The following is a 21,608-nucleotide window of genomic DNA, read 5'->3' as shown; positions in this document are numbered from 1 at the left end:
TTCTGTAACCGCAGCAACGCCTTAGCGTCACGGCATGGATTCTAGGGTCTGCGCGCGTCGCTTCGCTCCTTGCTCCGCCCTAGAATGACGACCGTGCTGTCGTGGTGGCCAATCGCGAAGGTCCGGCTCGGCGACTTCGCCGTCCGGAATCGCGTAAAGGGGCTACTTCGCCTTGGCCTTGGCATCACCGCGACCGAACACGGAAGCCGCGAGGCGCGCGGTGGCGACGACTGCTCCTGTGGCGACGCTGGCCACGGTGCGGATCGGCCCCGATTTGCTTGCCGGCGACTTGGCATGTTTCGCGCTCTTGGCCGCGACCTTGTGGGCCGCGCCGGGCGTCACTTTCTTCGGCGCTGCCTTACCGAAGGTCGGCTTGGCGTCCTTCGATCGTTCGGCCGCCGCCGGGCCGGCTTGGGCTTGCGTCGTCCTGGATTGGCTAGCCCTGGCCTTCTTGGGCGCGGTTTTTCTGCTGTTCGTTGCCATCTGACGGCTCCTGCATTCTCGGTCGCAGTTTCGGAGGGAAAGCGTCCACCGCCTTCCTGGAATTGCTCCGGCGCCGGACAATTCGGGATAGGGTCATAACGGCGCGAAAACCTTAAGGTTCCCGCCCAAAACTATTGAAAATTGAGCAGGTTAACCAATAACCAAGGAACCAACGACCATGTCGGCAGGCCGGCGCCGCGCCAGCACCCGCTCGATGTTGGGCATGTCATTGGAGGCGATCCAGGCGCGGGCGTCCTCGTCGGACTTGCCATGTTCGCGCCAGCGCTCCATCAGGCGGCTTTCGAGCTCGGCCCGCGGCACGTCGACGAAGATGGTGAAATCGAACAAAGGCGCCAGCCGCGACCACGGCTCCTCGTCGAGCAGCAGATAGTTGCCCTCGACCAGGATGAACTTGGTGTCGGTGCCGACGATTTCGGCCGCCGCGCGCGACAGTTCCATGCTGCGGTCGAACACGGGAATCGCGATATCGGGTTCGCCGGAGCGGATGCGCTTCAAGAGCGTCTCGAAACCGGCGAAATCGAACGTTTCCGGCGCGCCCTTGCGGGGGCGCAGGCCGCGGCGGTTGAGAATGATGTCGTCATAATGAAAGCCGTCCATCGGTACGACCTCGGATGTGCCTTCCGGCAGCAGTTCATGCAATGCAGCTGACAGCGTCGACTTGCCGGAGCCGGGCGGACCGGCGATGGCGACAACGAAGCGCCTGGCTCCGCCGGCGCGCTTGAAGATGGCGGCTGTGATATGGGCGATCTCGGACATCGGCGGCTTTCCGGCTGCGGTTCAGCCGACATCTTGGCGGGTGTCGGCGGAAAATTCAAACCTCGTTCCGAAGTTCAGGCGGCCTGCGCACCTTCGAGGTTAGCCGAGGCGTCCATCCTCGTCGCCCTGGAATAACGAACTCTCAGGCGCTGGCCGACGTCTCAATCAGGAACCGAGCCGCCGATGCGCAGGAACCCGCCGTCGAACGGCACCTCCCGCGCTGCCCCGCCGGCAGCGAGGACACGCAGGCGGTCGGGCGCCGATTGCAGACCGCTCGGCGGCTCCACGTCCGCGAGCGGAACCCCACCGATGACATGGCGAAACGACACCGACCGCCCCTCGGCGAGCGCAAAGGCTGTGGCCACGCCTTCATGCTTCAACCAGTTGTCGCCGAGCGAAGCGGCGTGGCCGACGGCCGTGCGGCCGTCCTCGATGCCGAGCACGCCGACGTGACGGCCGCTCCAGGGCGCGTAGTCGCGGCCGCCATTCGAGAACCACAGCATGGTGACCGGCAGCTCGGCCGGGTTCTTCAGCACCAGAACCAGATCCTGCTCGGCGCGGCGGGCAATCGCCGTCCAGCCCGGACCGCCGTGGTCCGCCTCGACCAGGGTGATGAAATCCTCGCGCCTGTCTTCCATGCGGTAGCCGGTGAGGTCGGTTGTGCCGCCGGCGGCGAGCGGGAATTTTGTGAGGTCGGCGGCGCGAGCCGGATAGGCCAGCATGAAGCGGCCGCGCGCCGGATCGGGCTCCGGCGGCATCGGCGGCGTGACGGCCATGCGCTTCGCAGAGAAGGCGAGCCGGCCGCCGCCCGTCATCGCCGTCATCGGATGATGGGCGACGGAAATCGCGCTGGCGCCGCCGGAAAAGATGTGCTCCTGGTAGAGGAAGGGATGGCTGTCGCGCAGTGTGAAGACCTTGTCGACAGTGGCGCCCATGACCTTGCGGCGCAGCCGGACGACGGCGCGCCAGCCGCCGGGAACCGCGCCGTTGTCGACGACGTCCCACTCACTGTTGGCCGGCCAGCCATGCAGGGGCGCGGTCTCGACGTCACTGGTGGAGAAAGGCGCGCAGAGAAAATCGCCTGAGAGCCGCACCGTGCCTTCGGGCAGGGTTTCCGGCAGGCTCTCGCGCGGCGAGCCGACCCAGGGCGCGCGGTGCAGGGGCTTCAGGATGCGGCCTTCGGCCTCGACCTCCATGGCACTGATGTGACCGACGGCAAGATCGAGCGAAACCGAGATGCCCTTTGCGCCGATGGTGAGCGTGTCCATGAATGCTTCCCGAATCTCTTCTCGCGGCAGCAAAGCCTGTCCGGCACCGGATACGCAAGCGTGATGGCTGGCAATTTGCATCAGGCGTTTTCGCCCCCGCCAACCTATCCTTCGTCATTCTAGGGCGGAGCAAGGAGCGAAGCGACGCGCGCATACCCTAGAATGACGAAGGATAGGTCGCCGCTTCACGCGCGATAAAAAATCGCAAGAGAGGGGAACAGCGCCACGCTGAAAACGACCCTACTGCCTTTTATACTCCCTGACCGGCGACTTGGTGCCATCGGTATAGGTCACCTGCACCGCCATCGATTTCACGTCGTCCTTGACCTTGAAATAGGGTTGGTAGTCGGAAGGAATTGCATAAGGGTCCTTGGCGTCGCAGGGCGGCATCTTGATCTCCTTGTCGAGCGCGGTTCCGTTCAGGCTGTAATGCACTTGCCTGATGGCGCAGCGGAAGGAGAGCATCTGGGTGAAATAGACCAGGCCGCGATTGCCGCCTGCATCGAAGGCGATCCACGACGTCCAGAACTGGTCGAGGATCTGCTTGTTGCCCTGCTGGAGCGCTGAATCTGGATCGAAGCGGATGTCGAACGGGCCGGTCTCACGACCGCGGATGTCGAGATATTTGATGCCGATATTGGTCGCCGCGGTGCTGTCCGGCAATTCGAAGCTCGGATTGGGCATCGGCTTGCCGGTGCGCTGGTCGTTCATCGCCAGCATGCCGGTCTCGGTGAACGGGCCATTGGCGCCGAGCCGCCAGGAAATCGCCGTCGCCGGCTCGGGCAGCGAGATCGTCATCGACCAGCCGGCGTTGGAGCGCGTCGGCGTCAGCGTCGGCACGAAGCGCGACGGGTCGAGCACGTCGCCCAATGCCGTCAGCCGGGCGCGGCTGCGGTCGAGCCAGTCGGCCAGTTGGGTCTGATCGACGAAATATTTGAGCAGGCCGCCGTCTTTTTCGTACGAAACGAATTTGGTCAGCGCGGTCGCCTCGCTGCGCTTGTCGGCCAGCGTCTGGCTGCCCAGGCGGTCTTCCGAAAACTCCTGCGCCAGGAGGAAATAAGCCGGCGCGTAATCCGGGTTGGCCGCGATGAAGGCGTTTAGCTTGTCGAGCCGCTGCGCGTCGTCGAACTGCAACAGATGGACGAGCTTGAGCGAGGGCGCCTTGGCCTTTTCGGCGAGCTGGCCGAACACTTCGCGGGCGCTCGCCTTGCCGTCCTGGACCCTGAGCAGCGTGGCAAAGCGCGTATAGGGGTCGATCGCATCGACATCGAAGCCGGCAAAGGCAAGATAGGAACGGCGGGCGTTGAGCATGTCGCCGGCCAGCTCGTAGACGCGGGCATTGTGATAGAACTCGTCCGGGCGCTTCGGATCGGCGATCGTTCCGCCTTGCGCCGCAAGCTGCGCAAAGCCCTTGGCGATGGTGTCGATAGAAGCGGCGATCTGCTCGGTGGTCGCCTGCAGCTTTTCGGCCTGCGCCTGCTGCTGTTCTTGGCCCGCGGCCAAGCTGTCGGTGGTCTGCTTGACCGCCTCCACGGTCTTCTGCGTCTCGGTGCCCTGTTGGGTCTGCCTGGTCTGCGTCAGCGCGATCTCTTCGGTCGTCTTCGCTACCGTGTCGGTGGACTTCTTGACCGCTTCGACGGTCTTCTGCGTCTCTGTGACGGTCTTTTCGATCTTCGCCACTTTCTGCGAGACGATGCCCAGCGACTGCTGCAGCTCGGCCACCGCCGGCACGAGGCCGGCGATCACGCCATTCTGCGAATTCGTTTGCTGCTGGATGCCGTAGACGCCGCCGGCGATTGCCGCCGCGCTGGTGGCGAAGATCAGCGCCGGCATGGCCTTTGCCGCCAGCACCAGGCGCAGCACCATGGCGATGGCGATGATCAACGCCGCGACCGCGGCGCCGAGCGCGATATAGGCGGCAAAGGGTCCGAGCGGGTTGAGCACGTCGCCGACCGCGCCGCTGACAAAGGCGAAGCTCGCCGCCCATTTGCCGGTGCGGCTGAGCGATGCCCGCAGAAGCGAGGTGGTGCCCGTGGCGATTTCCGACATTGCCGATCCCCCCAAAACCAAGCCGCGGGCATATTAACGGAAAGGTGGGGCGGAAGGCAAAACGGGGGTAAGCAGGGGCCGGCGATTGGCGAAAGCCAAGCAGCATCCGATCTCCCCCCTTGCGGGGGAGATGTCCGGCAGGACAGAGGGGGTGCGAAGGAACGCGGCTTTGCAGAATGACCGATGTTCAATCAGCCTGCGTCCGAGGGCCTATTTCTCATGACGGCCACGCCGGCGGGACAGCACCCCCTCTGCCTGCCGGGCATCTCCCCCGCAAGGGGGGAGATTGGCCGCTTCGCCGGCAGCACCCCGAAAACCTGGGCAAATGCCTTATTGCGGCCGTTAACCCATTGGACGCGGCATATGCGGTACGTTAGCTTCGCCGCATCTCAGCAACAGCTTTAGAACCGTCTTGCCCCGTCCCTTCCCGCTCCTCCAGAAACTCATCGCCGCGATGGCCCTGCTCCTGCTGGTCGCCGGCTGCACCACGGCCGCGCCGCCTGAAAGCGTGCTTGCCGTGCCGGCGAAGCCGCAGAAATATGCGGCGATCGTGGTCGATGCCTCGACCGGCAAGACCTTGTTCGAGGTGAACTCGAGGTCGCAGCGCTATCCCGCCTCGCTGACCAAGATGATGACGCTCTATATGCTGTTCGAGGCGCTGGAGTCCGGGCGCGTCACCAAGCAGACGCAGATTCCGGTTTCCGACCACGCCGCCTCGCAGCCGCCGACGAAGCTGCGCTTCCGGCGCGGCGAGACGATCGACGTCGATTCCGCCATCCGCGCCATGGTGGTGAAGTCGGCGAACGATGTGGCGGTGGCGGTGGGCGAGTATCTGGGCGGCGGCTCAGAGGATCAGTTCGCCGCCATGATGACTGCCAAGGCGCGCGCACTCGGCATGACCGCCACCAATTTCCGCAATGCATGCGGCCTGCCCGATGACGGCCAGGTGACCACGGCGCGCGACATGGCGGTGCTGGGCATGGCGCTGGAAAAGCGCTTTCCGCAGCATTTCCACTATTTCTCCGAAAGCGACTTCATGTTCCGCGGCCGGCTGGTGCGCGGCCACAACGACATGCTGGGCCGCGTGCGCGGCGTCGACGGCATCAAGACCGGATACATTCGTGCCTCCGGCTACAACATCGTCACCTCCTACAATGCCGACGGCAGGCATCTGATCGTGGTGGTGATGGGCGCCGACAGCGCGCGCCAGCGCAACAACCATGTCGAGGCGCTGATCCAGCGAAGCCTGGGGCCGACGACAGCCGATCCCGGCCAGCCCAGGCTGATGTATTCCGGGCAGCAGCCGGCTTCGCCCCTGCCCGGCATGGCGCCGCCCGACTCGGCTTTGCCAGGGCTGCCGGCACCGGGTTCCGCGCCCCCTGCGTCGATGCAGGCTGGCCAGCCGGCGTCCGACCTGCCGTCGCCGGATCTGGCGTCGCCCACTTCGCCGCTGCTGCTGCCGGCGCAGTAGCGCGGCGCCCTTGTCGGCTCGTCATTCCAGGGCGGAGCAAGGAGCGAAGCGACGCGCGCAGACCCTAGAATGACGAACCGATAGAAACGGCGCCCGACGGCCCGGGTCTGTCGAGATTCAGGCCAGGCCGCGCCGAGAATGATGGTTTCCGAGAACCGAGCGGAGCGTACTTTAAGCACGTGAGCACCGGAAGCGCAGGAAATCGTCGTTCGCAGGCCGGCATCACCTGAATATCGGCGGAGCCTACCGGACCACCAGCACCGGGATCCGCGTCAGCGACACCACCTCCGCCGTCTGGCTGCCAAGCATCAGGCGGCCGAGGCCGCGGCGGCCGTGCGAGGCCATGACGATGAGGTCGCTGCCCTCGGCGCCCGCAACTTCAAGGATCGCCTCGGCCGGCGCCTTGTTCTCGACGTGGACGCCCTTGGAGGCCACACCCTTGGCCTCGGCTTCGGCCTTGCATTTGTCGAGCACCTCGCTTGCATATTTGCGCGCGCTTTCCTCGTAATTGGAGAGCTCGTCGGCGGCGACATAGCCGGCCATGGCACCGCCCCAGGCCAGCGTCGGGAACGGCTCGGAGACGGTGACGAAAGCCACGGCGGCGCCAAGGCCCACGGCCAGCTCCAGCCCGTGGGCGACGCCCTTTTGGGCGAGTTCCGAACCGTCGGTGGCAATCAGGATTGTCTTGTACATGGTGGCGATCCCTCATTTGCGGGGCGCTGCGCGCGGCCCAGGTGGCGGGAGCCTGAACGGTCAGGCCTGATGTCGATATAGTCAGCCTATCAGGCCCGCCACAGGGGCCAGGTTGATCCGGATCAAGGCCAGGGGGCGGAGACGATTGCTCCAGGGTGGTGAGAAATTGCCGACGGCGCTCCCCCTCTCCGTCTCGGCTTCGCCGAGCCACCTCTCCCCCGCCTCCGGCGGGGGCGAGGAACCCAGGATTGCGAACGGCGCGGCAATGGCGATTGGCGTTTCCTCGCCCCCGCAAAGCGGGGGAGAGGTGGATCGGCGCGAAGCGCCGAGACGGAGAGGGGGCTGCGCCGCCAGGTGCGATTGCAGCGCGAAGGTCGGCGGAGAAAGCAACGCCCGCCCAATCACAAGAACTTGTTCCGTCACACACTTTTCATACTGACCATGGATATGCCGCGCCGGCTTGGCGTATCGTATCGCAAAGCCTCGAACAGGAGCACCGACCATGGCCAGCGACCCGAAGGCAGCCGCGCAGAAGCAGGCAGACAACGAGAACGACGTCGCCGGCGAATATCTCGAGGCGGAAACCGTGTTGGAGGATGCCCAGCACGGAGCCGACGAGATCCTCGAAGCGCCGGAGGTGCCGGATTCCGAACCGCATGTGCCCGGCCGGATCAAGCCGAAGAAAAAACCCTCGGCGATCAGCGGCCGGAAATTCCGCAAGCGCGACCTGGTGCGCATCGACGATCTCAGGCCCAGCCTTGCCGACCGCATCCGCTCCGACCATCCCGACCTGCCGCGCGGCGCCCGCATCAGCCGCGAGGAGCTCGGCCGCTACCGCATGCGCTACATGGAGGAGTTGCTGCAGCAGGAGCATGGGGAATTCTCCGAGCTCGACCGCCAGGTAGTTGAATCGATCGCGAGACAAGACACGATCTCGGAAAACTCGGAAGAGGAGTTCGAGGAGCACCGCTCCTTCGCCGACCGCGTCTCCGACACGATGGCCGAGTTCGGCGGCAGCTGGTGGTTCCTGATCTCGTTCGGCACCGTGCTTCTGGTCTGGATCGGCATCAACCTGATCGCCGGCCTGGCGCACGCCTTCGATCCCTACCCGTTCATCCTGCTCAACCTTCTGCTCTCCTGCATCGCCGCCATCCAGGCGCCGGTGATCATGATGAGCCAGAAGCGGCAGGAAGCCAAAGACCGGCTGCGCTCCTTCAACGACTACCGGGTGAACCTCAAGGCCGAGCTGGAAGTGCGGCACCTGCACGAAAAGCTCGACTACCTCATCTCGCGCCAATGGCAGCGCCTGGCCGAAATGCAGCAGATGCAGCTCGATGCCATGCACGAGCTGACCGCGGCGAAGAAGGTGAAACGCGCGACACGGGCGGTGCGGCGCAAGACGGCGAAGGCGGGGGCGGAAGGTTAGGCCAATTCCTCGCCCCGCCAGAGGCGGGGAGAGGTGGCTCGGCGAAGCCGAGACGGAGAGGGGAGCGCCCTATCCGACAATCCTCCGTCAGACAATCAACCCGCAGCCTCCCACCCAATCGCCAATTGGCCGTTGAAGCCACGGGCGGCTTCGGCTATGAAGCCGTGGCTGGCCGGCTCACCGGCCGGTTCGTTTTCCCGGGAAGCACCCGTAGCTCAGCTGGATAGAGCGCTGCCCTCCGAAGGCAGAGGTCGCAGGTTCGAATCCTGCCGGGTGCGCCATTTTTATACTGTCAAAACAGGTGGTTAGCAAGGTATTTTTCCCGCGAGACGAGGTCGGGAAGTGCGTCGCGGAAGCACCACGGAAGCAGTCGGACATGTATTCGGGCTAGGCTTTGACCGATCACTGTGGAGTCAGACGCCCATTCCGCGCCAACTTACCACTGGTCGCGGCCGGGTGCAGCTTGTGGCTCCGGCTAAGGCCCAACTCTACTCATGGGACTGTGGTTTCTTCACGGTCAATATGTCGAATTTTCTGCGGGGGCGGCCGGAGACTGTCTAACGGGTGCTGGCTGAGGCATAGATCAGATTGCTATAGCTCACCTTTTTCGATATCATGAGTTATAGAAAGGGGCTCTATAGCTCATGGCATGGAATTGGGAGCAGGCCGACTGGCCGCATTTTACCTACGACAAGATGGCATTGGACCCGCTGGAAAGCGAGTTCCTATTGCGATCGGGCGAGTTCCTGGGCGTGTTTCGCCATGTCGGCCCCGATGACCGCGACCAGATCCGCATCGATCTAATCAGCGAAGAGGCCTTGAAGACATCCGAGATCGAGGGTGAGTATCTCAACCGGGAAAGCCTGCAATCATCCTTGCGGCAGCAGCTTGGGCTCGGAGGCGAGAATAGGCGCATACCGCCCGCCGAGCGGGGCATCGCCGAAATGATGGCCGACGTGTATCTGCATTTTGCCAAGCCGCTCTCGCATCGCACGCTCTATGCCTGGCACAAGATGGTGATGTCCGGAGAGCGACGCATCGAGACGATCGGCAACTATCGCCAGCACGCCGATGCCATGCAGATCGTCTCTAACCGGCTGGACAAACCCAAAGTGCATTTCGAGGCGCCGCCCTCATCGCGCGTGAAAGCCGAGATGGACGCCTTTACCATCTGGTTCAACGATACCGCGCCCAAGGGTAAGACTCCGCTTCCCGCGCTGACGCGCGCCGGTATCGCGCATCTTTATTTCGAGAGCATACATCCGTTCGAAGACGGCAACGGCCGCATAGGACGCGCGCTTTGCGAAAAGGCGATGGCGCAAAATCTGGGCGAGCCGAGTCTCATCGCGTTGGCCTATACGATCGAACGTCATCGCAAGGCTTATTACGACCGGCTGGAAGCCAGCAACAAAAGCAACGCGATTACCGACTGGCTGCTATATTTCGCCGACACGATCCTCGAAGCGCAGCGCGTAACGCTTGCTCGTGTCGAATTCTCCGTCGCCAAGGCCAAATTCTACGAGCGCCATCGGGATCAGTTCAACGAGCGCCAGGAAAAAGTCATCGCTCGAATGTTCCGCGAAGGTATCGACGGCTTCAAGGGCGGTCTTAGCGCCGAGAATTACATCGCCATCACCCAGGCGTCGCGCGCTACGGCGACGAGGGACCTGCAGGATCTCGTTGCCAAGAGTGCGCTGATAAGAGCTGGTGAACTCCGACACACACGTTACACGCTGAATATTTGTGACGATCGTGCGTAAATCCCATCGAAAGAAGAGGCAGGCTGTCAAAGAGCCTGCTTGCCTCAACATCAGTGAATGGCGGGCAGCTACCCGGCAGGAAGTGGTGGAATGGGTAACAGCGACAGGAAACCTAAGAAGAAGAAAGGCGGCGCCATTCTCGCGGTCAGGTCACGGCTTAGGCCGGTGGATATCTACTGTTATCTGAAAGCTCGCTTTGGCGAACCGAACGGTTTTCAAAACTTTCTGCGCAAGGATGACAGCGATAACTGGATACACTGGGACTACAGCCTCAAGGCCGGCGAGACCGACGTGTATATCTTGGGCATGTCGCGCGAGATTCATATCATGGTCGGCGAGGCGCTCACGCACCAGCAGTGGCGGGACCTGATTGTCGGTATTAGAACGGACTATGCGAGGATCGGTCCGCAGAAATCTGCCGTACTGCAGAGCCTGGAAAAATTCGTCGTCTTTCAGAATAAGTTTGTCAGTATCGCGGGCCTGTGCGCCGACTTGCACGCAGCTATTATCGATGCCCCGGCAAAGACGGCTTTTCCAGAAAGATCGCCAGGTGCCAAATCGCGGCTGAAAACTTTGGAAAAAGCCATGCAAGGAGTATCCACACGTGCGAACGACCTCTTCGGGAACTGTCTAAAGCTTCACCTTCTGATGCCGGTTATGGCCGAGGCCTTCATCAATATGGTGATCCTCATGTTCACCCGCGATGAAATCCGGAATGCCCCTGAAGCCTATCAGGCCTTCATCCGGGCTAAGATTCCCGACCGCCTCGCGCTGCTCAGCCAGCATTGCGATGGCTTTGCACGCGATATCGACAAGAGCACCAATGCCTATGCGCATTTCATGCGAGTCATCGATAAGAGAAATTTCGCATTGCACGGTAATGTCGATCCTATCCGCGAGCAGATCGAGGTGGTCTATTTCGACGGCAGACGCCCGCTCTTCAATATGCCAGGAAACCATGTCGAAAGGTTCTTCGAGCATCTCGAAGCGATTCATCGACCCGAAGAGATCGTGTCCGATTACGAAGCCGTCCACGCATTTCTGTGGGAAATTACGGAATGCCTGAAGCCTCGCACGCAGACGTTCTTCAAGCAAGTCATTGGGGATGCATACCCCGGGTTCGAAGTCCATAAGAAGCGGGCTACTCGCATCCTGCCCGACCATGTGATGATGGGTATGTTGCCAAGTGTGCTCTACGACGACGACCTCGTTGTTAAGTGGTGAGTGAGTCGATTCTTTGGCCCAATAGCTCTAGCCCACATAAGAATTGGCGCGACATGACAAACATGGAATTGGGAAACCCAGGGCGACCAAAGGCGCGTTCTCTCGAAAATATATTCGACGACTTGCGTGTTCTCGCGCAGAGCCCCGGGACATTGCATGATATTTCCGCCATCATGTATCGCGACTGGATCGTTGCTATTGATTTGCGAGAAGCTAAAGTTGCCGACGATCCAGAAAAGCGCTGGTCTACCACCAAGCTAAACAGCAATGAGTTCATGCTCTTGCTCGGGCTGATGGTTCAGTCCGCGTCGGATTGCACTTACTCCATCGTCAATACTGACATCGATTTTGCAGACAAAGCTGACAGACTTCTCAGGGAATTCCACGACCGGCTCACATTGGATTCGATGCCGGATTTCAGTGATCCTGGAAAGATCGAAAGGGCTCTGGGCGCCGCGGCTCGGGAAGCCATTTATTACGGTGCTGACAGCTTCTTTCTCCATCAGCTAGAGCGTTTTGCCCGAGACCGATATCGCGATGATTTTGAATGGCTGATCCGCAATGCTGGGCTTTCAGCGCGTCCAATGGTCGAAATTGCACGGTTCATCATGGAGCATACATCGCGGCAGATGTCAGCGATCAACGCGAGGAAGGAGGATGGAACGGTTCCGACCAAGGCAGATTTAACGGACAGCCTCTTGATCGCCAAAGCCGAGCTGATCAAGAAATTCGGTGCCAGCAAGGCGAAGGCCTTCATGGCCAAGTTCGCAACCCCTGTCACAAACGCAAATGCCAACTTCACGTCTGCGTTTGTTGTGAATCAAGCCAATCTTGCGCCGCTGATCGATATTGGGGAGCATCTCTATGCACCAAACGCATACAGGCTGGCTGAGAGCGTCTACGAGAGCCCGACCTATTGGATGATAGCCGACAAGACATATGTCGACATAGCAGCCAAGCATCGAGGTGCCTTTCTGGAGAAAGCAGCTGCTGACCTCTTTCGATCGGTATTCCGTACGGCGAATGTGTATGAGAACGTCACGATCCAGCCAAGCAAAAAGAAGACAGCCGGCGAAGCCGACGCGCTCATAGTTTACGGCGAGTTCGTGATCGTCGTGCAGGCGAAATCCAAGCGTGTGACGTTAACGGCAAGAGCGGGTGATGAAGAGGCATTAAACAAGGATTTCGAAGGCGCCATTCAAGCCCCATACCGCCAAGCCTACGAGTTTGCCGAGCTAGTCCAGGCCGGAGCGGAATGCAAAACGAAAGACGGCAAAGCACTGATATTCCCACCAACGGTGCGGGTGTTCCCTGCCGTCATATTGAGCGACGCTTTTCCTGCTGCGACGTTTCTCTCAAACATCATGCTGAAGAGAAGCGACAGGATCGCGCCCGTCATTTGGGACCTAGGCGTTCTCGATTGTGTGGCGCGCATGCTGCCAACGCCCATCGAGTTTCTTTACTACCTTAAGTGCCGCTCGGACGTTTTTGATAAGATGCATTCGGATAGTGAATACAATTTTCTCGGCTATCATTTGAAATACAAACTGGCGATGGATCCTGAATATGACTTCATGCATCTTGAGAAGGATTTTGCCGAAATCGTCGAGGATTTTATGATGCCGAGGGACGTCGGGGTGAAGACGGTTCGCCCAGTTAGCATCCTTGAGCGGTTGGACATTCCGGTTATCTCCGAATTGTTCAAGAGCCTGAAGACGGCACCCCCCGAACTGGCATCGGTAGTCATCGACCTCTACGATTTTTCCTATGGCTCGCTGACGGACTTATCTAAAACCGTGCTGGCAATCCGAGAAGAAGTTGCGGCGGGCAAGGAGATGAAATCGTTCTCGATTCTAACAGAAACAGGCGGTCTTACCTACTTGGCTTGCCGGACTCTGAACGACAAAATATGGCTGGCCGCTGAGGCAATCGGCCAAAAACACAAGTACGATTCGAAGCGAGATCGATGGTACGTCATCGTGGACGACATCAGCACATCAGCGCCTGTCGATGCGGCCCTCCCGCTGGTGGAGAAGTGGCATGAGGATGCTGATCTAGCCGAAAACTCCCGCAAGGTAGACGAACTATTCAAGACCAAATGGCAGCCACGTGCCATTCTCCCTAGGCATCAGAAGAATGGGCCGAAGTTGACATGACTTGGCATTCATTTGGGGATTGAATGACACGGGAGGGGTGCACGGAGAACCCCAATTGAAGGTTGGCGGCCCGGTTTTCCAGACCGATGAGGTTGGCCGCGATCGCTTGATATTGCCTGCAGTTCGCCTGAACGACGGATCGCTCAGGCCGCCCAAGCGGTAGGCTGCCGGCGATTTTCTTCAAGTCGTCGAGGATCGAAGCAATATGCGGCCAGGGAAAGTCTGTTGGATCATCGATATCGCGATCTGCGCCAGCGATGATTTCGAGCTTGGCGACGATGCCAAGAAGCGACCGCGCCTGTATGTGGGGAAGTTTGTCCTGAAGCTTTAAAACCGCCGTTGTGGCCTCGACCTCCGCTTGGCAAGCGATCGAATAGCCGACTTTCTCATCGATCGCTTTTGGGTCTGCAGCGCCGAGAACGCGCCTCTCTAGGCGCTGTTGAAGTCGGCAAAGGACATGCGAGACATGCTGCGCCCGCGCCCAATCTCGCAGCAGTTGAATTGCAGGGTCTGCATCCGGCAACCGGTCCAACGCGTTGGCAGTCTTGCCATTCGTGACGGGAGGCATAGTCGTGCTATGGTCGGAATCAGCCATGATCCGAGCTCCGCAAAGCCTAGGCGTGGTCAGACCGTTGGAGGCGGACGCACCACTTCCAACTGTCGTTTCCTAAAACAAGCATATTTGCGCTTTTTGCGCAACAGGGCATTTGAACAATGAAGGTAAGTGCGGCCCAAGTTCGCGCGGCCCGTGGGCTCCTCGACATTTCTCAGCAGGAACTGGCGGATTTATCCAAGGTGAGTTTGAGGACGATCGTGCAATTCGAACGTGGTTCGAAACCCGCATCTGAATCAATCCTCCAAGCGCTGAAGCTGTCACTCGAAGCTGCCGGAATAGAATTCATTCCAGAGAATGGTGGCGGCCCGGGCGTGCGCTTGTCACGCAATCACTGATCTTCTGTTCGCCATGCGACGGGATTTTCGATCCATTGATTTACGTCTGATTCCCGCCAACCCGCACCGTTGACGCTGATCTTGATCTGAGCCGGGAATGTGCCTTCGGCGATTTTGCGGTACATCGTTGAGCGGGACAGGCCGGTCCGCGCCAGGACGGTTCTAAGGCGAATGATACGATCCGGTTCAGGCATGACTGCGTTGCCTTCGCTGAGAGCATTTGGCACCTGTTGGAACCAAACAGGACAACCCAAGGCTCGCAGGCAATCAGATTTGTCATCTGATCGATTTGGGGCGTCGGAACGGCGGCAAATCGGATGTTTAGATTCCTATGCCACGCCCGCTGCCAATGCCGTGGTTGAACGCGAGTTCCACACCCAGACGGCGGCCGGATTCGACTTGGATGCCGAGCACCTTCTTGTGATTGGCGAGTAGCGATTCCAGTTGGGGATCGCGTTCAAGGCTCTTGGCCATATCGGACATGGCCGCACGCGTTGACTTGTAGCCGGACATGTCGCCGGCCTGATATTGCTGCTGTGCCGTCCGATCGAGTCTTTGCCAACGTTCCATGAACAGGTCGGCGCGGCGGCCGGGATCGATGTCCATCCCGGTGCGGATTTCCGTCTCAAGCTGGAGAGCAAGCACGATGCGGTTGACGCGGCCGGCACCCGCCTCGCGGACAAGTTCGGGATTTTTCACATATGCCGCTTCGGCATCGCGCCAGCCATGCGGCCGCACCTTCTCGAAAGCGCTACGCGCATCTCTCAATTCGCGCATCTGCTCGGGACTGCCCTGCCCGTCTGCATTTCCAGTACTGAGGATCGCGTCGAGCGCACGCGCGTGCCGAACAAGCGCCTTCGTGCGAGCGCTGCGCAATGCCGCTTCCGCGTCCACCGGCACATTCACGTCGGGCGGCACGCCTGTGGCGAGATTTCCTCCGCCGGGCGTCCGGCCTGCATCTCCGATCCGCGCGCCAACACTTTGCCTTGCCGGCCCAGGTCCACGTTCCTGCATCGGCTCGCCGTCTTCGGGAGAGCGCAACCCGTCCAGCAGCCCGCCAATCCTGTCACGCAGCTTCTCCGGAACGATCCGGCGCACGATTTCGACCACACGCTGTCGAAAGGTGATCCCGCGTCGCTCGGCATAGCTCTGCGCCGGGTCGACCTGGTCGTAATCCGACGCCATGTCCTTGGCGCGATCGCGTGAGAGCGTGCGGACGAGCCGGTCTCGTGTCGCGAAGTCGTCGCTGCCGTAGTGCAGTTCCATCCCGTCGCGATGCCGCGACAGGGCAACGTAGCTGCCATGGGCATCCATGCCCGGCGTTGCCAGCACATGGGTCCGGTCGACGGTCATGCCCTGAGCCTTGTGGATGGTCGCGGCATAGCCGTGGTCGATGTGGGCATAGTCTTTCAGGTCGAAGCGCACCGACCTGCCGTCGTCAGTGCGAGCCGTCATGCTCTGCGTGCTGACCTCTTCGATCACACCGAGCGTGCCGTTCTTGACGCCGAGCGACCGCTCGTTCCGCAAGAACATCACCCGGTCGCCACTGGCAAAGTTTCTCGCGCCGCGTTCCACACCCACGTGAACATCGTCGCCGAGATCTCCAGCAACGCGCATGCGCTCGCGCGCTGCCTTGTTGAGCGCGCGCACTTCGTCGTTTGTGTGAGTGAGGATGATGCGGCTTGCCTCTGGGTCTGCCTGCCTGTCGCGATCCCAGCGTTCGACCAGATCACTGCGGGCCTCATCGCGCGAGGCAGCCCGGTGCACCATTCCTCTGTCGTCATAAGCGCCGATCGCAGCGCCGATCCTGCCGGTCGCCAGATCGCGCGTGGCGTCACGCTGCCACTCCTCGCGCTGCCGGCGCACTTGACCGATTTCGACGCCGCCATGGCGCTCATGAATCGAACGGAATGCGGCGCCCGCCTCGATCGCCTGCAACTGCCGCGGATCGCCGACCAGCACGACTTTTGCGCCAACGTCCGAGGCGTGGGAGAGCACGCGCTCCAACTGGCGCGTGCCGACCATGCCTGCCTCGTCGATCACCAGGATATCACGCGCTTTGAGCAGATCGCGGCCCTGTCCCCAGCTGTGTTCCATGCTGGCGATGGTTCTCGACGAGATGCCCGAACCGCTTGTGAGATTCTCGGCCGCAATGCCGGAAAGTGCCGCGCCTCGGACCTCATAGCCGGCGGCTGCCCATGCCTGGCGCGCAACACCCAGCATGGCGCTCTTGCCGGTACCGGCAAAACCGACAACGATACCAAGACCGCGGTCATCTGTGATGTGATCCAGTGCATCGGTCTGCTCGTCAGAGAGAACAAGGCTACGATGCTTGGCATCCGCCAACGCCGTCGCACGATCCCGGTCACTCACAGCATGCTGCCGCTCGCCGGCCATGCGTTCTGCCGCGCGATGCAGGCGCTGTTCCGTTTCGATCATTTGCCGGGTGGTGAAGCGATCGGCACCGCGTCCGTCCTTGCCGAGTTCGACCAGATCGGGTGCGTTGCCGATGGCTGCCGCCACCGTGTTGAACTGCTCCATCCCGTCGCTGTGTCGGTGCGAGAACTTCGCAATGTCTTTTCGGGTGAAGGTCGATTGCTGATGCGTGATGGCATCCAGCGCCACGGATGGATCGGCAATAATGCGATCGCCATTGTTGCGCGCGATCTGGCGGTGCAGTTCGGCGCGATCCGCTTCAATGCCGGCAGCGTCAAGGCCACCGCCCTCGATGCGTTGCGCCGGTGCACCAATCTGGGTTTGCGGCTCAAGGGCAATGCCCTGGGCTTCCAGACTGCGATGGTCGATGCGGGCGTCTATGTCGAGTTCGGCAAGCCGCTCATTGGCAAGCTCGGCCCATCGCTCGCGCCAGCGCTCGACCAGCTCAGTGCTGTTCCAGTCGCGGACTTTCGGACCAAAGCCGTTCTCGTCCACCGACCGCATGGTCAGCATGACATGAGCATGAGGTTTTGGACTGCCATCCTGTGCCCTGTCCCAATGCACATTGAGATCGGCGACCATGCCCCGGCTGACAAACTCGGCCTGCACGAAGTCGCGCGCCAGTCCGATGCCTTGCGCGTGGCTTAGTTCGCGTGGAAGGGCAAACTCCACCTCGCGGGCAAGCTGCGCATCCTTCCTCACCTCGAAAGCCTCGACGTCGTTCCACAGCCGTTCGCGGTCGCTCCAGGCGCCCAGTGCATTCTCTGGCAAGATCACCTCGGAATGGACGACACCGCGCTTAGCCGAAAAGTCATGGCTGCGTTCGATGCGCTCGTCGCGCAGCCGCGAGGCCGAGCGGTAGGCGGCCGACGCCACGGCACTTGAGCCAGCTTTGCGGCCAATGACCTTGACGTGAAGATGATAGATCGCCATCGCGACCAGATCATTTGCACGGCAAAGCGAACGTCGGCACGACGTATAAGCGCGCCCTCCCTCGAAAAAATCTCGGGAGCGACCAGCCCGTCCCGGGCTGTCTCGGCAACCCTGAAGCCTTCAGGCAAGTGCTCGTCTATCATCGCCGCATTGACGTCAGATGGAGACGGCCATGCGTAAACCACGGGATTTCGACGCGGAACTGAAGGCACTGGAAGAAAAGGCGCGGGAACTCAAAACGCGAAAAGTGCAGCAACTCGGCGAACTGGTCATCTCGACCGGAGCCGATGCGCTCACCGCCGATGAACTGGCGGGCGCATTGGTCGCCATCGCCGAGGCGAAGGATGCCGGAAAAAGGGAGGCATGGGCGAAGCGCGGGGCCGCTTTCTTTCAAGGGCGGGCGCGGCGATCTGGGTCAGCGCTTAACCGCGACAACGGCAGCGCTCAAAGGCAACCGGGCGGCGCGCAGTCGCCATCAGGCGGCGCGGGCGCGGCATGACATGCGCATATGGCAGGTCGAGCGCCGCAAGCGCACGCGCCATCTGATCGAACTCGGCGGTCTCGTCATCAAGGCCGGGATCGTCGACCTGACCGGCGATGATCGTGCCACCATCTATGGCGCGCTGCTCTGGATGGCCGACAAGCTCAAAAGCCATCAAGGGGCACAGGCGCGGGCGCTCTGGGCAGCAAAGGGAAAGCAGGCGTTCGAGAATGAATGAAGTACATCAGCATCGCCAAATGACAGGGCCCGTTTGGCCGCCATTGAGACAGGCGGGCGCAAGGTCCTCGAACAGACGTGGGGCTCCTTATCGACCATTGAGCGACCCGCAACGGCAGATACCGATGTCTTGGTACTCGTCCACCAATGTCCAACAATAACTCTGGATCAGCGTTTCGCGTTGCCCGTCTGCCTAAAGCTTGCTCAGGCCCTCGCCGTTCAGCTGACGCACAGCTTCCATGACAACCCCGTGAAAGTCGTGCGACTCCCTCGCTGGGCCGGCAAAGCTGGCGCCTACCAGTTGGGCCATCAGTACGCGCAACACGGGACCCGATATCCATGCCGACAAGAATCGATGCTAGTGAAGCGCGCCGGTGGTTTGCCGAAGACCTGCGTGTCTCGTCACCTGTCTTGCACAATCCTGCGGTCATCGAGGCCTTCGCAAAGGTTCCGCGCGAACATTACCTTGGCAACGGGCATGGCGTATCCATTCGCGATTGCAAATCGGAGCGAGCCATACCAGCCCTTCAGCCGCACTTCATGAGATTTACCATGACGTTCTGGTCTCGCTTGACGAAAGACGCGGACTAACAGCGGCTTGCCGTCGCTTTGGGCCTTGGTTTTCGACCATCTGAACACCGCTCCTGGCCAGACCGTGCTTCAGGTGGGCGCCGGTGCCGGCTATTTCACCGCCATCCTCGCTGAGCTGACGGATTCTGGAGGACGCGTGATCGCCTATGAGATCGACGAAGAATTCGCGCGGCGCGCGCAAGCAATCTTGCTCATTATGCCCAGGTCGAAGTGGTATCCGGTGATGCACCGCAGGCGGTTGATCTGCCGGACCTCGATGTCGTTATCGCCTTTGCCGGAGTAACGCACGTGCCGGAACGGTGACTTTCGAACTTGTCCGACGCTGGCCGGATGGCGCTGCCGTTCACGGGTCAAAACCAAGGAGGTTTCATGATGCTTCTGGAAAGGGCTGGCGATAAGTTCCCTGTACGATCACTTGTGCCATGCGGGTTTTACCCCTGCAGCGGAGCCGGGCGCAGTGAGGAAGAAAAGGTCGCGCTCAAGGCTGCGCGAGGCAAGGTCACCCGTCTCGCGTAATATCACCTAGGGCGACCAGCAAATGGCATCGAGAACGCTTGGCTGGTGACCGACATATACTGGTTTCGAAAGCCTAGCGATCGATATCAATCTCGCGTGTCGCCGTTGCAGCGTGCGACACGGCTTTCGACGAGCGATCTATGCCGTCGGGAGCAGTCCGAAGCATCACTATTGCGTCCTGAATTTCCCCGATCCGGGCGTGGGGATTGCGGCCGCGGTCCTGGCCGGCTGCAGCGTAGGCTGCCTCTTGTCCGACGACTGACCAGACCCGTCCCGTACAGCACCATCCGCCGAGACGTCTCCGACCAGCGACGCAAGTTCGGTCTCGTCGAGCGTCTCGGTCTCGAGCAGCCTGCGTGCCGCCCTTTCCAGCACGTCGCGCCGCTCGGTGAGGAGGCCGACGGTTCGTTCGAACGCGGCCGCCACAATGTCGCGTACTTCCGTGTCGATGGCGTCGGCGGCGGCTTCGCCGTAATCGTGCTCGCGCGGTCCGCCGGCGAGCGGGTTAGGGCTCAGGAAGGAGCGCGGGTCCTTTTCCAGCGCCACGTGCCCGAGTTTTGCCGACATGCCGTAACGCGTCACCATGGCGCGCGCTATGTCGGTTACCTTGGCAAGGTCATCGGCGGCTCCGGTGGACAAATGGCCGAATACGATCCATTCGGCCGCCCTGCCGCCGAGCAGCACCGCCATCTTGTTGTCCAGCTCCTCACGCGTCATCAGGAAGCGGTCCTCGGTCGGACGCTGGATAGTATAGCCGAGCGCGCCGACGCCGCGTGGTATGATCGACACCTTGTGCACCGGGTCGACGCCAGGCAGCGCCATGGCTACCAGCGCATGACCCATTTCATGATAGGCGACGATCTCGCGCTCCTTCGGGTTCAGGAGCCGATTGCGTTTCTCCAGTCCCGCGACGATGCGTTCCACCGCATTGTTGAAATCGTCCATCGTTACCGCATCCGCCTTGCGGCGCGTGGCGAGCAACGTCGCCTCGTTCACAAGATTGGCCAGGTCAGCACCGGTGAACCCGGGCGTCAGCGCCGCCACTTTTTCCGCATCGACATCCCTCGCCAGCTTGGCCTTGCTCATGTGAACCTGCAGGATCTTTATGCGACCCTTCTTGTCGGGCCGGTCGACCAATACCTGGCGGTCGAAACGGCCGGCGCGCAGAAGTGCCGGGTCAAGGATTTCAGGACGGTTCGTCGCGGCCAGCAGCACGACGCCGATCTGCGGATCAAAACCGTCGAGTTCGACCAGAAGCTGGTTGAGCGTCTGCTCCTTTTCGTCGTGGCCGCCGACCGCGGTCCCACGGGCGCGGCCAAGAGCGTCGAGCTCGTCGATGAATATGATGGCGGGAGCCTTGGATCGCGCCTGTTCGAAAAGATCGCGCACGCGCGCGGCCCCGACCCCTACGAACATCTCGACGAACTCCGAACCGGAGATCGAGAAGAACGGCACCTTGGCCTCGCCCGCGACGGCCTTGGCGAGGAGAGTCTTGCCGGTGCCTGGCGGTCCGACCAGCAGCACGCCTTTGGGCATGCGTCCTCCGAGGCGGCCGTATTCGCCCGGGTTCTTCAGAAAATCCACAATCTCTTGCAACTCGGCCTTGGCCTCGTCGACCCCCGCCACATCGTCGAACGTCACGCCGGTATTGGCTTCGACATAGATTCTGGCCTTGCTCCTGCCAATTTGCATCAAACCGCCGACGCCGCCGTCCATGCGTCTTAGAAGCAGCATCCACAGGCCAAAGAAGACGAGCACCGGCACAACCCAGGAAAGCAGGTCGCTCAGGAAGGTGCTTTCGACCTGGCCAGTCACAGTGACACCGTGTTCCTGCAGGTCACGGGCGAGGTCCGGCTCGACGCGTGTAGTGATAAACAGCGGCCTGCCGTTTTGCGGCTCCTTGAAGCGGCCCTGGATAAAGCGGTCCGAAACCTGCACCTCAGCGATCTTGCCGGCATTCAGAAGGGTCTCGAACTGGCTGTACGGTATCTGGGCGACGTGTTGCGTCGTGGCATAGATGTACTGGACGACCATCACGCCCACGAACGCCGCAATCCAGTACCAGATATTGAACTGCGTCTTTCTGTTGCTCATGTCCATGGCGGCCTCCACAGGGGAACGGATATAGGTCGCCCAGTCCGCGCGGCATCGGTGTA

General features: G+C 61.3%; 17 protein-coding genes, 1 tRNA gene and 1 pseudogene. 10 read left to right on the top strand and 9 right to left on the bottom strand.

The window, feature by feature from the left end; translation table 11 throughout:
- Nucleotides 1–162: 162 nt before the first annotated feature.
- The 4 genes from LB525_RS21020 to LB525_RS21005 all read right to left on the bottom strand — a co-directional run bounded on the left by LB525_RS21020 (nucleotide 163) and on the right by LB525_RS21005 (nucleotide 4,577).
- The gene (locus LB525_RS21020) at nucleotides 163–483 is read right to left on the bottom strand and encodes a hypothetical protein (RefSeq protein WP_224546614.1); all 321 of its coding nucleotides are present in this window, start codon (nucleotides 481–483) and stop codon (nucleotides 163–165) included.
- Nucleotides 484–633: 150 nt separating this feature from the next.
- Nucleotides 634–1,260 carry a nucleoside triphosphate hydrolase gene (locus tag LB525_RS21015; RefSeq protein WP_140843669.1) on the bottom strand — a complete coding sequence of 209 codons (627 nt, stop codon included), beginning with the start codon at nucleotides 1,258–1,260 and terminating at the stop codon, nucleotides 634–636.
- A gap of 161 nt (nucleotides 1,261–1,421) precedes the next feature.
- Nucleotides 1,422–2,528, bottom strand: a complete 1,107-nt coding sequence (locus LB525_RS21010; RefSeq protein ID WP_224546603.1) for a hypothetical protein — start codon at nucleotides 2,526–2,528, stop codon at nucleotides 1,422–1,424.
- A 240-nt stretch (nucleotides 2,529–2,768) separates the two neighbouring features.
- The gene (locus LB525_RS21005; RefSeq protein WP_224546592.1) at nucleotides 2,769–4,577 is read right to left on the bottom strand and encodes a methyl-accepting chemotaxis protein; all 1,809 of its coding nucleotides are present in this window, start codon (nucleotides 4,575–4,577) and stop codon (nucleotides 2,769–2,771) included.
- 454 nt (nucleotides 4,578–5,031) lie between these two features.
- On the opposite strand from LB525_RS21005, the pseudogene LB525_RS21000 reads away from it, so the two are divergent.
- Nucleotides 5,032–5,880 (top strand): annotated as a pseudogene (locus LB525_RS21000) (D-alanyl-D-alanine carboxypeptidase family protein); the annotation flags it as partial.
- Between the two features lie 411 nt (nucleotides 5,881–6,291).
- On the opposite strand, the gene LB525_RS20995 reads toward LB525_RS21000, so the two are convergent.
- Nucleotides 6,292–6,741, bottom strand: coding sequence for a universal stress protein (locus LB525_RS20995; RefSeq protein ID WP_224546581.1), 450 nt, complete (start codon nucleotides 6,739–6,741; stop codon nucleotides 6,292–6,294).
- Between the two features lie 502 nt (nucleotides 6,742–7,243).
- Between LB525_RS20995 and LB525_RS20990 the strand changes: the two genes are divergently transcribed.
- From LB525_RS20990 to LB525_RS20970, 5 genes are all read left to right on the top strand, one after another.
- Nucleotides 7,244–8,167: a DUF1003 domain-containing protein gene (locus LB525_RS20990; protein ID WP_224546579.1), complete on the top strand. Its 924-nt coding sequence runs from the start codon at nucleotides 7,244–7,246 to the stop codon at nucleotides 8,165–8,167.
- A 204-nt stretch (nucleotides 8,168–8,371) separates the two neighbouring features.
- A tRNA-Arg gene (locus tag LB525_RS20985) sits at nucleotides 8,372–8,448 on the top strand.
- 363 nt (nucleotides 8,449–8,811) lie between these two features.
- Complete coding sequence (locus tag LB525_RS20980) at nucleotides 8,812–9,927, top strand: Fic family protein (RefSeq protein WP_224546577.1); 1,116 nt, start codon at nucleotides 8,812–8,814, stop codon at nucleotides 9,925–9,927.
- 90 nt (nucleotides 9,928–10,017) lie between these two features.
- The gene (locus tag LB525_RS20975) at nucleotides 10,018–11,151 is read left to right on the top strand and encodes a hypothetical protein (protein ID WP_224546574.1); all 1,134 of its coding nucleotides are present in this window, start codon (nucleotides 10,018–10,020) and stop codon (nucleotides 11,149–11,151) included.
- 53 nt (nucleotides 11,152–11,204) lie between these two features.
- A complete protein-coding gene (locus tag LB525_RS20970) occupies nucleotides 11,205–13,307 on the top strand; it encodes a nuclease-related domain-containing protein (protein WP_224546561.1) in 2,103 nt (700 codons plus the stop codon).
- On the opposite strand, the gene LB525_RS20965 is transcribed toward LB525_RS20970, so the two are convergent.
- Nucleotides 13,273–13,902: a hypothetical protein gene (locus LB525_RS20965; RefSeq protein WP_224546559.1), complete on the bottom strand. Its 630-nt coding sequence runs from the start codon at nucleotides 13,900–13,902 to the stop codon at nucleotides 13,273–13,275. The two genes, LB525_RS20970 and LB525_RS20965, sit on opposite strands and share 35 nt — an antisense overlap.
- Nucleotides 13,903–14,021: 119 nt before the next feature.
- Here LB525_RS20965 and LB525_RS20960 point away from each other — a divergent pair, with 119 nt between their 5' ends.
- The gene (locus LB525_RS20960; RefSeq protein WP_224525795.1) at nucleotides 14,022–14,258 is read left to right on the top strand and encodes a helix-turn-helix domain-containing protein; all 237 of its coding nucleotides are present in this window, start codon (nucleotides 14,022–14,024) and stop codon (nucleotides 14,256–14,258) included.
- On the opposite strand, the gene LB525_RS20955 is transcribed toward LB525_RS20960, so the two are convergent.
- Both LB525_RS20955 and traA read right to left on the bottom strand, forming a co-directional pair.
- Nucleotides 14,252–14,452 (bottom strand): helix-turn-helix transcriptional regulator, encoded by a 201-nt coding sequence (locus tag LB525_RS20955; RefSeq protein ID WP_224525796.1) that lies wholly within the window; start codon nucleotides 14,450–14,452, stop codon nucleotides 14,252–14,254. The genes LB525_RS20960 and LB525_RS20955 overlap by 7 nt on opposite strands.
- A gap of 127 nt (nucleotides 14,453–14,579) precedes the next feature.
- Nucleotides 14,580–17,627, bottom strand: a complete 3,048-nt coding sequence (gene traA, locus LB525_RS20950) for a Ti-type conjugative transfer relaxase TraA (protein ID WP_224546557.1) — start codon at nucleotides 17,625–17,627, stop codon at nucleotides 14,580–14,582.
- A 172-nt stretch (nucleotides 17,628–17,799) separates the two neighbouring features.
- Between traA and LB525_RS20945 the strand changes: the two genes are divergently transcribed.
- From LB525_RS20945 to LB525_RS20935, 3 genes are all read left to right on the top strand, one after another.
- Nucleotides 17,800–18,126, top strand: coding sequence for a conjugal transfer protein TraD (locus tag LB525_RS20945; protein WP_224546657.1), 327 nt, complete (start codon nucleotides 17,800–17,802; stop codon nucleotides 18,124–18,126).
- A gap of 1 nt (nucleotide 18,127) precedes the next feature.
- A complete protein-coding gene (locus tag LB525_RS20940; protein ID WP_224546555.1) occupies nucleotides 18,128–18,346 on the top strand; it encodes a conjugal transfer protein TraD in 219 nt (72 codons plus the stop codon).
- Nucleotides 18,347–18,943: 597 nt separating this feature from the next.
- Nucleotides 18,944–19,219 (top strand): rRNA adenine N-6-methyltransferase family protein, encoded by a 276-nt coding sequence (locus LB525_RS20935; protein WP_224546553.1) that lies wholly within the window; start codon nucleotides 18,944–18,946, stop codon nucleotides 19,217–19,219.
- A gap of 401 nt (nucleotides 19,220–19,620) precedes the next feature.
- On the opposite strand, the gene ftsH is transcribed toward LB525_RS20935, so the two are convergent.
- The gene (gene ftsH / locus LB525_RS20930; protein ID WP_224546551.1) at nucleotides 19,621–21,552 is read right to left on the bottom strand and encodes an ATP-dependent zinc metalloprotease FtsH; all 1,932 of its coding nucleotides are present in this window, start codon (nucleotides 21,550–21,552) and stop codon (nucleotides 19,621–19,623) included.
- Between the last annotated feature and the right edge of the window lie 56 nt (nucleotides 21,553–21,608).

Source organism: Mesorhizobium sp. CA16, from assembly GCF_020165175.1.
Classification (GTDB): domain Bacteria; phylum Pseudomonadota; class Alphaproteobacteria; order Rhizobiales; family Rhizobiaceae; genus Mesorhizobium.
This window is presented reverse-complemented; position numbering and strand designations above follow the sequence as displayed.

Bases quoted from the DNA above. Each gene is read 5' to 3' on its own strand.
- LB525_RS21020 (WP_224546614.1), bottom strand. From the start codon at position 483: ATGGCAACGAACAGCAGAAAAACCGCGCCCAAGAAGGCCAGGGCTAGC.
- LB525_RS21015 (WP_140843669.1), bottom strand. From the start codon at position 1,260: ATGTCCGAGATCGCCCATATCACAGCCGCCATCTTCAAGCGCGCCGGC.
- LB525_RS21010 (WP_224546603.1), bottom strand. From the start codon at position 2,528: ATGGACACGCTCACCATCGGCGCAAAGGGCATCTCGGTTTCGCTCGAT.
- LB525_RS21005 (WP_224546592.1), bottom strand. From the start codon at position 4,577: ATGTCGGAAATCGCCACGGGCACCACCTCGCTTCTGCGGGCATCGCTC.
- LB525_RS20995 (WP_224546581.1), bottom strand. From the start codon at position 6,741: ATGTACAAGACAATCCTGATTGCCACCGACGGTTCGGAACTCGCCCAA.
- LB525_RS20990 (WP_224546579.1), top strand. From the start codon at position 7,244: ATGGCCAGCGACCCGAAGGCAGCCGCGCAGAAGCAGGCAGACAACGAG.
- LB525_RS20980 (WP_224546577.1), top strand. From the start codon at position 8,812: ATGGCATGGAATTGGGAGCAGGCCGACTGGCCGCATTTTACCTACGAC.
- LB525_RS20975 (WP_224546574.1), top strand. From the start codon at position 10,018: ATGGGTAACAGCGACAGGAAACCTAAGAAGAAGAAAGGCGGCGCCATT.
- LB525_RS20970 (WP_224546561.1), top strand. From the start codon at position 11,205: ATGACAAACATGGAATTGGGAAACCCAGGGCGACCAAAGGCGCGTTCT.
- LB525_RS20965 (WP_224546559.1), bottom strand. From the start codon at position 13,902: ATGGCTGATTCCGACCATAGCACGACTATGCCTCCCGTCACGAATGGC.
- LB525_RS20960 (WP_224525795.1), top strand. From the start codon at position 14,022: ATGAAGGTAAGTGCGGCCCAAGTTCGCGCGGCCCGTGGGCTCCTCGAC.
- LB525_RS20955 (WP_224525796.1), bottom strand. From the start codon at position 14,452: ATGCCTGAACCGGATCGTATCATTCGCCTTAGAACCGTCCTGGCGCGG.
- traA (WP_224546557.1), bottom strand. From the start codon at position 17,627: ATGGCGATCTATCATCTTCACGTCAAGGTCATTGGCCGCAAAGCTGGC.
- LB525_RS20945 (WP_224546657.1), top strand. From the start codon at position 17,800: ATGCGTAAACCACGGGATTTCGACGCGGAACTGAAGGCACTGGAAGAA.
- LB525_RS20940 (WP_224546555.1), top strand. From the start codon at position 18,128: ATGCGCATATGGCAGGTCGAGCGCCGCAAGCGCACGCGCCATCTGATC.
- ftsH (WP_224546551.1), bottom strand. From the start codon at position 21,552: ATGGACATGAGCAACAGAAAGACGCAGTTCAATATCTGGTACTGGATT.